This window comes from Tateyamaria omphalii (assembly GCF_014651375.1).
GTDB classification, from domain to species: Bacteria; Pseudomonadota; Alphaproteobacteria; order Rhodobacterales; family Rhodobacteraceae; genus Tateyamaria; species Tateyamaria omphalii.
On record NZ_BMWT01000006.1, the window covers coordinates 111,165 to 125,401 of the forward strand.

At 58.6% G+C, this 14,237-nt stretch carries 12 protein-coding genes; 11 read left to right on the forward strand and 1 reads right to left on the reverse strand.

Going from position 1 to position 14,237, the window contains the following annotated elements; translation table 11 throughout:
• Positions 1-413 precede the first annotated feature (413 nt).
• From urtA to urtE, 5 genes are read left to right on the forward strand one after another with little or no spacing between them, the layout of a single operon-like run.
• Entirely contained in the window at positions 414-1,697 is a 1,284-nt protein-coding gene (gene urtA / locus IE087_RS19000) for an urea ABC transporter substrate-binding protein (protein WP_189370966.1), read from the forward strand.
• A 57-nt stretch (positions 1,698-1,754) separates the two neighbouring features.
• Positions 1,755-3,728 (forward strand): urea ABC transporter permease subunit UrtB, encoded by a 1,974-nt coding sequence (gene urtB, locus IE087_RS19005; RefSeq protein WP_189370967.1) that lies wholly within the window; start codon positions 1,755-1,757, stop codon positions 3,726-3,728.
• A 3-nt stretch (positions 3,729-3,731) separates the two neighbouring features.
• Positions 3,732-5,000 (forward strand): urea ABC transporter permease subunit UrtC, encoded by a 1,269-nt coding sequence (gene urtC / locus IE087_RS19010; RefSeq protein ID WP_189370968.1) that lies wholly within the window; start codon positions 3,732-3,734, stop codon positions 4,998-5,000.
• Complete coding sequence (gene urtD / locus IE087_RS19015; protein ID WP_189370969.1) at positions 4,997-5,737, forward strand: urea ABC transporter ATP-binding protein UrtD; 741 nt, start codon at positions 4,997-4,999, stop codon at positions 5,735-5,737. Before urtC ends, urtD begins: the two co-directional genes overlap by 4 nt.
• A complete protein-coding gene (gene urtE / locus IE087_RS19020; protein WP_229801462.1) occupies positions 5,727-6,434 on the forward strand; it encodes an urea ABC transporter ATP-binding subunit UrtE in 708 nt (235 codons plus the stop codon). The genes urtD and urtE overlap by 11 nt, the downstream gene beginning before the upstream one ends.
• Before the next feature lie 37 nt (positions 6,435-6,471).
• On the opposite strand, the gene IE087_RS19025 is transcribed toward urtE, so the two are convergent.
• Positions 6,472-7,554 (reverse strand): alcohol dehydrogenase family protein, encoded by a 1,083-nt coding sequence (locus IE087_RS19025; protein ID WP_229801463.1) that lies wholly within the window; start codon positions 7,552-7,554, stop codon positions 6,472-6,474.
• Positions 7,555-8,017: 463 nt separating this feature from the next.
• On the opposite strand from IE087_RS19025, the gene IE087_RS19030 reads away from it, so the two are divergent.
• The 6 genes from IE087_RS19030 (at position 8,018) to IE087_RS19055 (ending at position 14,182) form a co-directional block, all read left to right on the forward strand.
• The gene (locus IE087_RS19030) at positions 8,018-9,751 is read left to right on the forward strand and encodes an ABC transporter substrate-binding protein (protein ID WP_189370970.1); all 1,734 of its coding nucleotides are present in this window, start codon (positions 8,018-8,020) and stop codon (positions 9,749-9,751) included.
• A gap of 93 nt (positions 9,752-9,844) precedes the next feature.
• Positions 9,845-10,909: an ABC transporter ATP-binding protein gene (locus IE087_RS19035; protein WP_189370971.1), complete on the forward strand. Its 1,065-nt coding sequence runs from the start codon at positions 9,845-9,847 to the stop codon at positions 10,907-10,909.
• Complete coding sequence (locus tag IE087_RS19040) at positions 10,909-11,982, forward strand: ABC transporter ATP-binding protein (RefSeq protein WP_189370972.1); 1,074 nt, start codon at positions 10,909-10,911, stop codon at positions 11,980-11,982. Before IE087_RS19035 ends, IE087_RS19040 begins: the two co-directional genes overlap by 1 nt.
• Positions 11,979-12,842 (forward strand): carbohydrate ABC transporter permease, encoded by an 864-nt coding sequence (locus IE087_RS19045; RefSeq protein WP_189370973.1) that lies wholly within the window; start codon positions 11,979-11,981, stop codon positions 12,840-12,842. The genes IE087_RS19040 and IE087_RS19045 overlap by 4 nt, the downstream gene beginning before the upstream one ends.
• Before the next feature lie 144 nt (positions 12,843-12,986).
• A complete protein-coding gene (locus IE087_RS19050) occupies positions 12,987-13,784 on the forward strand; it encodes a carbohydrate ABC transporter permease (RefSeq protein WP_189370974.1) in 798 nt (265 codons plus the stop codon).
• 128 nt (positions 13,785-13,912) lie between these two features.
• Complete coding sequence (locus tag IE087_RS19055) at positions 13,913-14,182, forward strand: DUF2160 domain-containing protein (RefSeq protein ID WP_308425482.1); 270 nt, start codon at positions 13,913-13,915, stop codon at positions 14,180-14,182.
• The last annotated feature ends 55 nt before the right edge of the window (positions 14,183-14,237 follow it).

The window sequence follows — 14,237 nt, forward strand, 5'->3', positions numbered from 1 at the left end:
TCCGTGTGTGTTGTTTTGTCAGCAAGTCGACCATTTGCAGCCGTATGATCCCTGAGCAGGCATGGGCATCAGCCCCAGATGCACGTCGCCGTGCCGTGTCACGCCGGTTCTGAACGCGCTTGTGTGGGACCTGATGCATCAAGGCGTGGGACGTATTGCCCATTTTTCTGGCGATTGGTGATTTTGTGTTCAAAAATTATGCAGACCGGCAGTGTTCAGCCATTTTCTCGACCCTGCGAGGTGCACAATACGGTCTTGGGACTACCACTTGGCGCGGGTTTCAAAACCCACGAACGTGCGATGGTGCCGGCCTAGGAAACCATATCACCACCGCACTCCGCATCATATGCGTGGGGGGTCATATGGGTGTTTTGTCTGCAAAGCACAACGTCCCTGCGCGACACGCAAAGGGAATGGCAATGTACAAGAAACTACTTGCAACAACAGCGGCACTGACAACCATGGCGGCTCTGCCAGCCGTCGCACAGGATTGCCCCATTAAAGTGGGCGTTCTGCACTCCTTGTCAGGGACAATGGCGATCTCGGAAACAACGCTGAAGGACACCATGGAGATGCTCGTTGAGCAGCAAAACGCCGCTGGTGGCGTGTTGGGCTGCCAGCTTGAAGCCGTCGTGGTCGACCCGGCCTCCGACTGGCCGCTGTTCGCTGAAAAAGCGCGCGAACTGCTGACCGTTCACGAGGTCGACGTGATTTTTGGCAACTGGACGTCGGTCAGCCGCAAGTCTGTTCTGCCCGTGATCGAAGAACTGAACGGCCTGCTGTTTTATCCTGTGCAATATGAGGGCGAGGAAAGCTCGAAAAACGTGTTCTACACGGGTGCCGCACCCAACCAGCAAGCCATTCCTGCGACGGATTACTTCCTTGAAGAGCTGGAAGTCGAGAAATTCGCACTGCTGGGCACTGACTATGTCTACCCCCGCACGACCAACAACATCCTTGAATCATACCTTCAGCAAAAGGGCATTCCTGCTGAAGACATCTTTGTGAACTACACGCCCTTTGGCCACTCTGACTGGTCCAAGATCGTTGCAGATGTTGTGGCGCTTGGCGCGGACGGCAAGAAAGTTGGTGTGATCTCGACCATCAACGGCGACGCCAATGTCGGTTTCTACAAGGAACTGGCTGCTGCGGGTATCTCGGCGGATGACATCCCGGTCGTCGCGTTCTCGGTGGGTGAAGAGGAACTGTCGGGTCTCGATACGTCCAACCTCGTCGGTCACTTGGCCGCGTGGAACTACTTCCAATCGGCGGACACCGAAGCCAACGAAGCGTGGATCGACGCGTGGAAAGCTCGCATGGGTGATGAGCGCGTGACCAACGACCCGATGGAAGCCCATTACATCGGCTTCAACATGTGGGTGAACGCCGCGACCGCCGCTGGCAGCACAGATGTCGATGCCGTGCGCACCGCGATGTATGGTCAGGAGTTCCCGAACCTTACAGGAGGCACCGCAATCATGCTGCCGAACCACCACCTGGCCAAGCCGGTTCTGATCGGTGAGATCCTCGAAGACGGCCAGTTCGACATCATCAGCCAGACCGAAGAGGTGCCGGGCGACGCCTGGACCGACTTCCTGCCTGAATCGGCTGTCCTGGTTTCGGATTGGAAAGAGCTGGGCTGCGGGATGTACAACACCGACACCTCCACCTGCGTTCAGATCAAGTCCAACTACTGATCTGACAATGCGGGGGCGGGCAACTGCCCCCGACACTTCTTCAAGGATAACAATTGGATGTCGGTTCTCCGCCAGTTTTGTGCCGCGCTTGTGTCGGTGCTGTTAATCGCGTTTGCAGCCCCCTTGGCGGCACAGAATGCCGATGCGCCCATTCAACGCCTGCTGCAAGAGCATGGCGAGATCATCGCCAAAAGCTCACGTCGCACCATCGGCCCGGCCATCGATGCGCTCGCCGACAGTGGCTTGCTCGAGGCGCAGGCGGTGCTGGAACGCTGGCAGGCGAAGGAGATGTGGTTCGATAAGGAAGCCGGCCTGTTCGTCTACGCCGAGGAAATCGATCGCCACACGATCCGCGCCTTTGATTTTGCGGATGGCACCGAGCTGGGGGAGTTCGAAGATAAAGGCTTTAAACAGCTTAAGCCCAACAGCGGTATTCGTGGCCTGATCGGTGCGGCGCTCGTCCGGTTCCAACTGAATGATCCAAATCCGTCTGCCCGGGCTGCGGCGCTGATTGCCATCGAACGGGATGCAGATGAAAGCCACCTTGCCGCCTTGCGAGCTGTGAAGGAAACCGAAGACAACCCAAGGCTGCGTGAGCGCATCGACCGGCTGGAACGGATCCTGACCATCCGTTTTGCAGAGGATGATGCAGAACGCATAGCGGCCATCGAAAGCTTTAACGGCGATCTGGGCGTCGATGTGCGGGCAGTTCTTAACCCGCTGGTCGTGACGTCGCTGGATGCAGCCAAGACGCTGCCAAATGATCCTGATGTCGTTGGGCAAGTTGAGTACGGGACCGAAAGACTGAGCGCCGAGGATGCTTATGAACTCTTGGTCACCAAGGAACTGGCGGTTCCTCGGATCACCCGTGGTGATCAGAAAGCGGCGCTTATCGCCAATATCGATGTGGACGCCGTCGCCGGGATTGAAGTTGCTTCGCTGAATACCGTCACTGCCCGCGACATGGCCTATGCCGCACTTGCCCGCGAAGGCGCGGTCGAGCCTGCGGCGACCGCGGCCGAGGTTGCACACGCGTTTGATGTCTATGTGTTTTTTGAACGCTATCGCAATGCGTCTCCGGCCGTTGCCATCGCCGCACAGGCGGTGCTGACAGGGATCGAAAACAAGGTGGCCCTTAACCAGACAATCGATCTGGGGCTGGACGCGCTGTCACTGGCGTCGATCTATTTCCTTGCAGCCATCGGGCTGGCCATCACCTTTGGCGTGATGGGCGTGATCAACATGGCCCATGGCGAGTTCATCATGATGGGCGCCTATACGGGCTACGTCGTTCAGCTCTTTATCCCGGATTACACGCTCAGCATCATGGTCGCCATTCCGCTGGCGTTTGCGGTGACCTTTGGGGCAGGGGTGGCGATGGAGAGGCTGGTGATCCGCTGGCTCTACCATCGCCCGCTTGAGACATTGCTGGCGACGTTTGGAATATCCATTGCGCTTCAGCAATTGGCGAAGAACATCTTTGGCACCCAGGCGCGTCCCTTGACGGCCCCCGGATGGCTGGACGGGTCACTGGTATTCAACGACATTGTTTCGATCAGCTATATCCGCATCGCGATCTTCGTACTGGCGCTCCTGTTCCTTGCCCTGTTCCTGATCGTGATGAACCGCACGCGGTTGGGGCTTGAGGTGCGCGCCGTCACCCAGAACCCGCGCATGGCGGCGTCCATGGGTATAAATCCGGATCGGATCAACATGCTGACCTTCGGCTTTGGCTCGGGCATTGCCGGGATCGCGGGCGTTGCCATTGGCCTGTATGCCAAGGTCACGTCCGAGATGGGCAGCGATTACATCGTGCAATCCTTCATGACCGTTGTGGTGGGAGGGGTGGGCAACATCTGGGGCACTCTGCTGGGCGCCACCATGGTGGGCACAATGCAAAAGGGGATCGAGTGGTTGAACCCGTCCAATACCCTTGCTGCCCAGACCTACATGATCCTGTTCATCATCCTGTTCATTCAGTTCCGACCCAAGGGCATCATCGCCCTCAAAGGTCGCGCGGCGGAGGCCTGAGCCATGACAAACGTCGCACTTGATACCGCGCCAGCGCGCCAGCCAACGTTTCTGCTGATCAGCAACCCGTCGGTCCTGATTTTCCTGGCGTGTCTGGCCATTTTCACGCTGGGCGTGACCGTACTGGCCGAAGGCTTTGGAATTGGTGTGATTTCGACCAGCTTCGTCAAGACGCTGGGCAAGACACTGTGCCTGTGCCTTGTCGCGCTCGCCATGGATCTGGTCTGGGGCTATTGCGGCATCCTGAGCCTGGGGCACATGGCGTTCTTCGGTATCGGTGGCTATGCCATCGGTATGTGGTTGATGTACGCCCGTACCGAAATCATCGTAGTACAAAGCCTGTCAGCCGCTCCATTGCCACCAACGACCCAGGAAATCTCGGACGGGATCGCAGCACAGATTTTTGGCGTCGTGGGCGCATCCGAGTTCCCGCCCATCTGGGCTGTGGCCCATTCGCTGCCATTGCAATTGGCAGCGGTTGTACTGGTGCCGGGGCTGCTGGCGCTGGTCTTTGGCTGGTTGGCGTTTCGCAGTCGGGTCACAGGTGTTTACCTTTCGATCCTGACGCAGGCGATGACCCTCGCCCTGTCGCTGTACCTGTTTCAGAACGACAGCGGGTTGCGCGGCAATAACGGACTGTCCGGACTACAGAACCTGCCGGGGCTGGGCGATGTGCCACAATCGACGGTGTCGATCTGGTTCTTCTGGGCCTCGGCACTGGCGCTTGGGTTGGGCTACCTGCTGTGTGTCTGGGTGGTATCGGGCAAGTTCGGCTCGGTCATCCGCGCGATCCGCGACGACGAGAGCCGCGTGCGGTTTCTTGGCTACCCGGTCGAGGCTTACAAGCTGTTCATATTTACGATCACGGCGGTCATCGCGGGTATAGCCGGCGCGCTCTATTACCCACAGGCGGGCATCATCAACCCGGCCGAGATTGCGCCCATCGCGTCCATATACCTTGCGGTCTGGGTCGCTATCGGCGGGCGTGGTCGGTTGTACGGTGCGGTGATTGGCGCGGCTTTCGTCTCGCTCCTGTCCACCTACTTCACGGGCGGTCAGGCGCCGGACATCAACCTTGGATTCTATACGATCCAATGGGTCAACTGGTGGACAGTCCTGTTGGGACTGTCATTCGTCGTGGTCACTCTGTTCGCGCCGAAGGGGCTAGGTGGGTTGTTTGATTTTATTGCGAGCAAAAGATCACCTAGCCGCCACGGCGCTGACCTTGGCCCCGACGCGGGTGCGTTGCGCGAAAAGGAGGCCGAGACATGAGCACGCTTCTTGAGGTGTCCGGCGTGTCCGTCTCATTCGACGGGTTCAAGGCGATCAACAATCTGACCTTCCAGATCGGCGAGGCCGAAATGCGTGCCGTCATCGGGCCGAATGGGGCTGGTAAAACCACCTTCATGGACATTGTGACGGGAAAGACGCGACCTGATGAGGGGCGCGTGCTGTGGGGCGAAAAATCGCAATCGCTCCTGTCGATGTCGGAAAGCCAGATCGCACAGGCCGGGGTTGGTCGCAAGTTCCAGCGCCCAACCGTGTTCGAGGATCAGACCGTCGCCGAAAACCTAATGCTGGCGCTGAAAAAGAAACGGTCCCCCTTTGCCGTTCTGAACTTCCGGGCATCGCGCGCAGATCGGGAACGGGTTGAGGAATTGGCCGGCGAAATCGGGCTCGTCGCGGCGCTGGGCCGCAAGGCGGGCGAGTTGAGCCACGGCCAAAAGCAGTGGCTGGAGATTGGTATGTTGCTGGCGCAGGGGCCCCGACTGCTGTTGGTCGACGAACCGGCTGCCGGCATGACCCCGGCAGAACGCGAACTCACAACCGAAATACTGGTGGAGGCGGCCAAAACCCGCGCGGTTGTGGTGGTCGAGCACGATATGGAGTTCGTTCGCCGCCTCGATTGCAAGGTCACCGTTCTGCACGAGGGGTCCGTTCTGGCCGAAGGGTCGATTGATCACGTCACATCCAACGAAGCCGTCATCGAGGTGTATCTTGGCCGATAATCTGCTCGAAATCGAAGGGCTGACACTGCATTATGGTGGCAGCGAAATCCTGCGTGGCGTTGACCTGACAGCGCGCCGCGGGGAGGTCACTTGCGTGATGGGCACCAATGGCGTTGGCAAGACCAGCTTGCTCAAGGCCATCTCGGGCACACATGTCCGTAGCGATGGTGTGTATCGGCTGGATGCCGAAGAGATCGGCAAATCCAGCGCGCATGCTTTGGCGCAAAAGGGGGTCGCCTATGTGCCACAGGGGCGGGAGATTTTTCCGTTTCTCACCGTGCAGGAAAATCTTGAGACCGGGTTTGCCTGCCTGCCACGCAGCAAACACCGCATTCCGGATGAGACTTTTGACCTGTTCCCGATCCTGAAAGATTTTCTGCATCGTCGTGGTGGAGACCTTTCGGGCGGCCAGCAACAGCAGCTTGCCATCGCCCGTGCGCTGGTCACCGAACCCAAGCTTTTGTTGTTGGATGAACCGACAGAGGGCATTCAGCCTAACATCATCAAGCAGATCGGCGAGGTCATCTCGACCCTGCGGGAACGAGGGCAGATGGCCATCGTACTGGTCGAGCAGTATTTTGACTTCGCCTTTGATCTTGGAGACCGTTTCACCGTGCTTGAGCGTGGTGCAGTCAAGCTTCAAGGAAAACGGGCTGAGATTGAGCGCTCTGAGTTGTTGAGCGCTGTCTCGGTCTAGACATCGATGTCATCGCAATGCGATTGCTGCGCAGGCGTTATGGCACGACAACGATGTTCCCGGTGTGCTGTTTGGCGATGAATGCCGTTTGTGCGGCATGCAATTCGGACAAGAGATAGGTGGCCGCCAGAGCGGGTTGGATTTCGCCGCGCTCGATGTATTGTACGAGGTTCGGCATGACCTCAAGATCAATGACGGTCGATCCTGTGAACGTCAGGTCCCGCAGGTAGAATGTGCGCAGATCCATCTCGACGATGGGGCCTGCAATGGCTCCGGAACACGTGTAGCGCCCTCCGCGCTCCAGAACGTCGATCATCGTGGGCCAGTACGCCCCCCCAACAACATCCGCCAGCACGGTGACTTTTTCGCCATTCAAAGCCGCCTTTAGGTTCGTTGGGGCACGTGGCAGCACCATGTCGGCACCCAACGCGGCAACATTGGCATGTTTGGCCTCAGACGCCAGGGCAATGACGCGCGCGCCGCGCCGCCTGGCAAGCTGCACCAGGGCTCCGCCAACGCCACCCGATGCGCCAGGGACTAGTACTGTATCCTGACCTGTCACACGGGCGCGCGTCAGCATGCCCTCTGCCGTGGAATAGGAACACGAGAATGTCGCCAATTCGGCATCTGACAGGTCGGATTTGACCGTGATCGCGTTGCGGGCTGGCATCGTTGTATATTCGGCAAAACCGCCATTGCGTTCTGACCCGAAGTAGCCTGTCTTGTTCTTGTCATGCAGGTCAGTCGGGTCGCGCAGCCAGTTGTCGGTGATCACCCGTTCTCCAATGCGCGCGGGATCGACGCCATCGCCTACGGCAACGATGGTGCCACAGACGTCCGCGCCTTGAATGCGGGGAAAACTGATAGGGGCGCCGCCCCAGCTTGGGTCGTCTTCTCCGACTTCTTCAAACGCGCCGCCCGTCGTCGCCTCGGTCACTGTTTTTGAGTACCAGCCCGAGCGGGTGTTTACGTCGGTATTGTTCAATCCACAGGCCCCCACTTTGACCAGAACCTCGCCCTCGGCCGGGTCCGGGCGTGGCCAGTCGGTGTGCCAGACCATTTGATCCAGATCGCCATGACCCATCGTGACCATTGCGTTCATCGTTTTGGGAAGCGTCATGTCAAAGGGCTCCAGTCTTTTCTTGTTCGGACGTCGCTCGAAAGCAGGAGGATGGCACGAAAACCGCACCGCGTGTGTTGACCATGGACCACGGTCAGCAAGGGTGCGTCTAGTGCAAAACATTATCGGTCGAAGAAGGCGGCGTTTTGTTGTTCATGCGGTGTATGCAGGCTCGGCGGGTCGGGCCTACCCTTGGCCAGGCTGCTAGGGCAGGCCGTTGGAGTGCGAACAGAAGTTGCCTTTTGTTTCCAGAGTTGAGATCGTTCCTTGGCACGCCCGCATGGTTCAGATCGTTTTCAAACAACATCCATGGAATCGCCTCAAAGGGCTTTGATGTGTTTAAGGTGTTCATTTAAAAGGTTTATTTCTACTAATTTTTTAGTTTGACAGAAAATTTACTTTGCGCCTATCGTATGCGCAGTCGGCGAAATCCGGCTCACATAGAAATTTGGGAGGACACAAGATGCGCAAGTATCTTCTCTCCGCGACGGCTGTAGCTGCAGTCATTGCGGGGCATGGGACTGCTTTTGCCGATACGGCGGCAGCCCAGAAATGGATTGACCAGGAATTCCAGCCATCCACGCTCAGCAAGGAAGAGCAGATGTCGGAGATGGAGTGGTTCATCCAGGCGGCTGAACCGTTCTCGGGCATGGAAATCAACGTGCTGTCCGAGGGTATTCCAACCCACGGCTACGAATCCGAGGTGCTGACCAAGGCGTTCGAGGAAATCACCGGCATCAAGGTGAACCACCAGATCCTTGGTGAGGGCGAGGTTGTGCAGGCTGTGCAAACGCAGATGCAGACCCAGCGGAACCTCTATGACGGCTACGTCAACGACTCCGACCTGATCGGCACGCACTCGCGCCTGCAACTGGCGTACAACCTGACCGAACAGATGGCCGGGGATTGGGCGGGCACAACCAGCCCGACGCTGGACCTTGATGACTTCATGGGTATCCAGTTCACCACAGGGCCCGATGGCAACCTGTACCAGTTGCCCGACCAGCAGTTCGCGAACCTCTATTGGTTCCGCAAGGACTGGTTCGATGACGAAGACAACAAGGCTGCGTTCCAAGCTAAGTATGGCTACGAGCTGGGCGTTCCCGTCAACTGGTCGGCCTATGAGGACATCGCCGAGTTCTTCAGCGAAGACGTCAAGGAAATCGACGGCGTCGCGATCTATGGCCACATGGATTACGGCAAGCGTGCGCCTGACCTTGGCTGGCGCATGACCGACGCTTGGTTGTCCATGGCTGGTGCCGGTTCGGTGGGTGAACCAAACGGCGTGCCGATCGACGAATGGGGCATTCGCATGGAAGCCGGGTCATGCAACCCGAACGGAGCAAGCGTGACCCGCGGTGGCGCTGCGAACGGTCCTGCGGCGGTCTATGCGATCCGCAAATGGGACGAATGGCTGCGTGCCTACGCTCCACCTGGTGCGGCATCCTATGACTTCTACCAGTCGCTGCCCGCATTGGCGCAAGGCAACGTGGCCCAGCAGATCTTCTGGTACACCGCCTTTACCGCCGACATGGTGAAGCCGAAGTCCGAAGGTAACAACACTGTGGATGACGAAGGCAATCCGCTGTGGCGGATGGCACCCAGCCCGCACGGTCCGTACTGGACCGAAGGGCAGAAGGTTGGTTATCAGGATGTGGGGTCTTGGACCTTCCTGAAATCCACACCTTCCGATCGTGCGCAAGCGGCGTGGCTCTATGCTCAGTTCGTGACGTCCAAGACTGTTGATGTGAAGAAGTCCCATGTGGGTCTGACCTTTATCCGCGACAGCTCGGTCAACCACGAGAGCTTTACCGAGCGTGCCCCCAAGCTGGGTGGTCTGGTCGAGTTCTACCGCTCGCCTGATCGCGTTGCATGGTCGCCAACCGGCATCAACGTGCCTGACTATCCGAAGCTGGCCCAGATCTGGTGGCAGCAGATCGGTGACGTCAACTCGGGCGCTTTCACGCCCCAGCAGGCGATGGATCGTCTGGCCGAGGAGATGGACATCACCATGGCACGGATGCAGCAGGCGGATGAAGCCGCTGGTGTATATGGCGGATGTGGTCCACGCCTGAACGAAGAGCGTGATGCCGAGTGGTGGTTCGCCAATGGCGGCGCCAAGCCGAAGCTGGAGAACGAGAAGCCGCAAGGCGAGACCGTGAACTACGACGAACTGGTTGCCCGCTGGCAGCAGTAAACTCCCCGTCGGCCCCCTGTCCCAACATGGGGGGCTGACATCTGGTCGAAGCGCGCCTGCGTGCTTCGGCCTCATTCTTCGCGGGTAGGACCAATGACACTCGAGCTGAAAGACGCCACCAAGCGCGTGCGCGGCATCACCCATATCAAGCCCACATCGCTGGTGATGGAACCGGGGCACTTCAATGTCCTTCTGGGACAGACCGGATCAGGCAAAACATCCTTGATCAAACTGATGGCGGGCCTTGATCCGCTGGCCGATGGCGAAGTTTGGATGGATGGGCAGAACGTGTCGCGCCTGTCGACGCAAAAACGTAACATCAGCCTCGTGCACCAGTTCTTTGTGAACTATCCGCATATGACGGTCTTCGACAACATCGCCTCCCCCTTGCGGGTTGCAGGCATGGCGAAGTCGGAAATTCAGGGGCGGGTTGAGGAAGCGGCGGACATCCTGCAGCTACGTCCGATGCTGCACCGGCGCCCGCAGGAATTGTCCGGTGGCCAGCAACAACGCTGCGCGCTGGCGCGCGCGATTGCCAAGGAAAGCCGGGCGGTTTTTCTCGATGAACCCCTTGCCAATCTGGACTACAAGCTGCGCGAAGAGCTTCGCGAGCAATTGCCGGAGCTGTTCGCAGGGCGCGGTGCCGTTGTGGTCTATGCCACGTCCGAGCCGGAAGAGGCGCTGCTGCTGGGTGGCAAGACGGCGCTGATGGACGATGGAGTTGTCACCCAGTTTGGGACGACGGCGCAAATTTACCGCAAACCGGACAACCTCACGGCCGCTCGGGTTTTCTCTGATCCGCCCATCAATGCCGCACGGATCACCAAGTCGGGTGGGGCTGCGCACATGGATACCGGCGCGAGTTGGACGTTGTCAGGTGCGGCAGCAGAGATGGCGGATGGGATCTATACGCTGGCCATTCGGCCCCACCACGTGACGCCTGTCCCCGCGGGGACAGATTATGTGAAATTGGATGGCACTGTTCTGGTGACGGAATTGTCCGGGTCGGAATCCAGTGCACACTTCCAGATCGGCGATGACGGATGGGTCTCTCTGGCCCACGGCGTGCACCCATACGAGGTGGGAGAGCAGCATGAGTTTTACATGGATGCATCCCAAGCCTTCTATTTCGCAGAAGACGGGAGGCTCGTCGCCTGATGGCAAAGATTACGCTTTCGAACCTGCGCCATTCCTACTTGCCGAACCCGTCAGGGCCGGAAGACTATGCGCTCAAGGAAATTGACCTCGATTGGCAGGACGGTGGCGCTTATGCGCTGCTCGGGCCTTCGGGTTGCGGTAAGTCGACGTTGCTCAACATCATCTCGGGCCTGCTGACCCCGTCCGAGGGGCGCATCCTGTTCGATGACCGGGATGTGACGGATCTGCCGCCCGATCAACGCAACATCGCGCAAGTGTTTCAATTCCCGGTGATCTACGACACGATGACGGTGCGCGACAATCTTGCTTTTCCCCTGCGCAATCGCGGCGTGCACGAAGGACGCATTGCCGAGCGTGTAGCTGAAATCGCGCAGATGCTGGAAGTCGAGGAGATGCTCGACATCCGCGCCTCGCATCTTAGCCCGGACAACAAGCAGAAGATTTCGATGGGCCGTGGCCTTGTCCGTGATGACGTGAATGTCGTCATGTTCGACGAACCGCTGACAGTGATCGACCCGCATCTGAAATGGAAATTGCGGTCGAAGCTGAAAGAGCTGCACCAGCGGGTGCGCGCGACGATGATTTATGTGACCCATGACCAGACCGAAGCGCTGACCTTTGCCGATCAGGTGGTTGTCATGCAGGACGGTGAGATCGTGCAGATTGGCACCCCGGTCGAGTTGTTCGAGCGGCCTCAACACACGTTTGTGGGACACTTCATCGGGTCGCCCGGCATGAACGTGCTGCCCGCCGAAGAGAGTGATGGCGCGGTTCGGTTCCAAGGGCGCCAGGTTGCTCTGGAAGGGGCCGTAACCGGGCAGGGGGGAACAACCCAAATCGGTGTGCGCCCCGAGTTCGTATCTCTGGCCGATGCAGGCCTGCCTGCCCGTGTGCACAAGGTGTCGGACGTGGGCCGCCATGCGGTGGTCGAGGCGATGGTGGGCGACACAGCCGTCAAAGCCATCGTGGAGGGGGAATTGCCGGAACAGGGTGCAGAAATACATCTCGCCTTCCGGCCTGACCATACGCGCCTGTATCGTGACGGGTGGTTGTCGACGGAGGCACGGACATGAAGACCGAAAACCAAAAGGCATGGTTCTTTGTCCTGCCCGTGCTGCTGCTGGTCGCGTTCAACGCGTTGGTGCCAATCATGACGGTGGTCAACTACTCGGTTCAGGAGACGTTTGGGAACAACGTGTTCTTCTGGCAGGGCTTGGACTGGTTTGAACAAATCCTGCGCTCGGACAGGTTCCAGGCGGCTTTGGGGCGGCAGTTCCTGTTCACCTTTCTGATCCTGATCATCGAAATTCCGCTGGGTATCATCATTGCCTTGTCCATGCCCAAGAAGGGCATGTGGGTGCCGGTCTGTCTGGTTCTGATGGCGCTGCCGATGCTGATCCCGTGGAACGTCGTGGGGGCGATGTGGAACATCTTTACCCTGCCCAAAATTGGGTTGCTGGGCTACTTCATGAACGACGTTTTGGGCATTGCGTATGACATGACCCAGAACCCGTTTGCGGCGTGGGTGACGATTATTGTCATGGATGTGTGGCACTGGACGTCGCTGGTGGTGCTGCTCAGCTATGCGGGTCTCGTATCGATTCCCGATGCTTACTACCAGGCGGCCAAGATTGATGGAGCGAGCCCCTGGAAAGTGTTCCGCTACATCCAGTTGCCCAAGATGAAGACGGTGCTGACCATCGCGATCCTGCTGCGGTTCATGGACAGCTTCAATATCTATACGGAGCCGTTTGTATTGACGGGTGGCGGGCCGGGCAACTCGACAACGCTCTTGTCGATTGACTTGGTGAAGATTGCTTTGGGGCAGTTTGATCTGGGGCCTGCGGCGGCGATGAGCCTGATCTACTTCGCGATCACGTTGCTGGTGTCGTGGCTGTTCTATACTCTGATGACGAAGGATGACGCGCAATGATGTCGGTTCGTTTGTTCGCTGTCGCGCCCGACAGGCACCGTCGGGCATGCCCGCACCGCCCCCCTGGGGCGGGCATACTGCCCACCCCGCGGCACGGGCATGCCCTTTGTTCTATTCAACAGACGTTTGGCGGAGGGTCTGCTCATGCGTAAGCGATCCCTTATCCCGATCCTTTACATCGCGTTCCTGATGCTGCCGATCTATTGGTTGGTCGCGATGTCGTTCAAGACAACGAACGAAATCCTGTCGGGCTTCAGCCTGTTTCCCCAAACGTTCACGCTGGACAACTACAAAGTCATCTTTACCGATCCGAGCTGGTACTGGGGCTACATTAACTCGATCATCTATGTATCGATGAACACGGTGATCTCGGTCGCTGTGGCCCTTCCCGCCGCCTACGCGTTTTCGCGCTACAGGTTCCTTGGCGACAAGCAGTTGTTCTTTTGGCTGCTCACAAACCGGATGGCCCCGGCGGCGGTGTTCGCTTTGCCGTTCTTCCAGCTCTATTCGTCCGTGGGCCTGTTCGACACGCATATCGCAGTGGCCTTGGCACACTGCCTGTTCAACATCCCGCTGGCGGTTTGGATCCTCGAAGGGTTCATGGGCGGTGTGCCCAAGGAGTTGGACGAGACCGCTTACGTCGACGGCTATTCCTTCCCGCATTTCTTCGTCACGATCTTCTTGCCGACGATCAAGGCAGGGGTCGGGGTGGCCGCCTTCTTCTGTTTCATGTTCTCTTGGGTGGAGTTGCTGCTGGCCAAGACGTTGACGGCGGTGCAGGCGAAACCGATCGCGGCCGAAATGACCAAGACAGCATCGTCTGCGGGATACGAATTGGGCCTGCTGGCGGCAGCCGGGACATTGACGATCATCCCCGGCGCCATCGTGATCTATTTTGTCCGCAACTACATCGCCAAGGGCTTTGCCCTGGGGAGGGTGTGATGAAACGACTTCCGTACTTTGCCGCGCTGTTGCCGACGACAGCCTTGGCCCAAGGCTGGGGCAACGTTGCCAATCAGCAGGAGGACAAGGGGTTTTCCTGGACCGATCCGCTGTGGCCCGCGTTCTGGATGGCATGGACACCGGCGACGTTCGCGCTGTTCTGTGGCATCTTCGGAGCCATAGCGATCATCGGTGTGCTTGAGGTGGTCAAGTATCGCGATGGGATCGAAAGGAAAGGCGTACTCGGGCTGACGACCACGTTGGGCGACCGTCTGTTCATCTCGCTTTTGGGCTCGGCCTATATCTTTCTGCTGTGGCTTGGCCTGATGGGGCAACCGCTGTGGATTCCGCTTGGCCTTGCCATCGTGTGGGGTGTCTTCTGTTTCTGGAAGGTGTGAGAAAGCGTTTTGTAAAACGAAAGAGTTCGTATTTACTCGCCCGGCATAACGAGTG

What these genes read in the sequence shown, in the direction of transcription:
- urtA (WP_189370966.1), top strand. Translation starts at nt 414, where the DNA reads ATGGCAATGTACAAGAAACTACTTGCAACAACAGCGGCACTGACAACC.
- urtB (WP_189370967.1), top strand. Translation starts at nt 1,755, where the DNA reads ATGTCGGTTCTCCGCCAGTTTTGTGCCGCGCTTGTGTCGGTGCTGTTA.
- urtC (WP_189370968.1), top strand. Translation starts at nt 3,732, where the DNA reads ATGACAAACGTCGCACTTGATACCGCGCCAGCGCGCCAGCCAACGTTT.
- urtD (WP_189370969.1), top strand. Translation starts at nt 4,997, where the DNA reads ATGAGCACGCTTCTTGAGGTGTCCGGCGTGTCCGTCTCATTCGACGGG.
- IE087_RS19025 (WP_229801463.1), bottom strand. Translation starts at nt 7,554, where the DNA reads ATGACGCTTCCCAAAACGATGAACGCAATGGTCACGATGGGTCATGGC.
- IE087_RS19030 (WP_189370970.1), top strand. Translation starts at nt 8,018, where the DNA reads ATGCGCAAGTATCTTCTCTCCGCGACGGCTGTAGCTGCAGTCATTGCG.
- IE087_RS19035 (WP_189370971.1), top strand. Translation starts at nt 9,845, where the DNA reads ATGACACTCGAGCTGAAAGACGCCACCAAGCGCGTGCGCGGCATCACC.
- IE087_RS19040 (WP_189370972.1), top strand. Translation starts at nt 10,909, where the DNA reads ATGGCAAAGATTACGCTTTCGAACCTGCGCCATTCCTACTTGCCGAAC.
- IE087_RS19045 (WP_189370973.1), top strand. Translation starts at nt 11,979, where the DNA reads ATGAAGACCGAAAACCAAAAGGCATGGTTCTTTGTCCTGCCCGTGCTG.
- IE087_RS19050 (WP_189370974.1), top strand. Translation starts at nt 12,987, where the DNA reads ATGCGTAAGCGATCCCTTATCCCGATCCTTTACATCGCGTTCCTGATG.
- IE087_RS19055 (WP_308425482.1), top strand. Translation starts at nt 13,913, where the DNA reads ATGGCATGGACACCGGCGACGTTCGCGCTGTTCTGTGGCATCTTCGGA.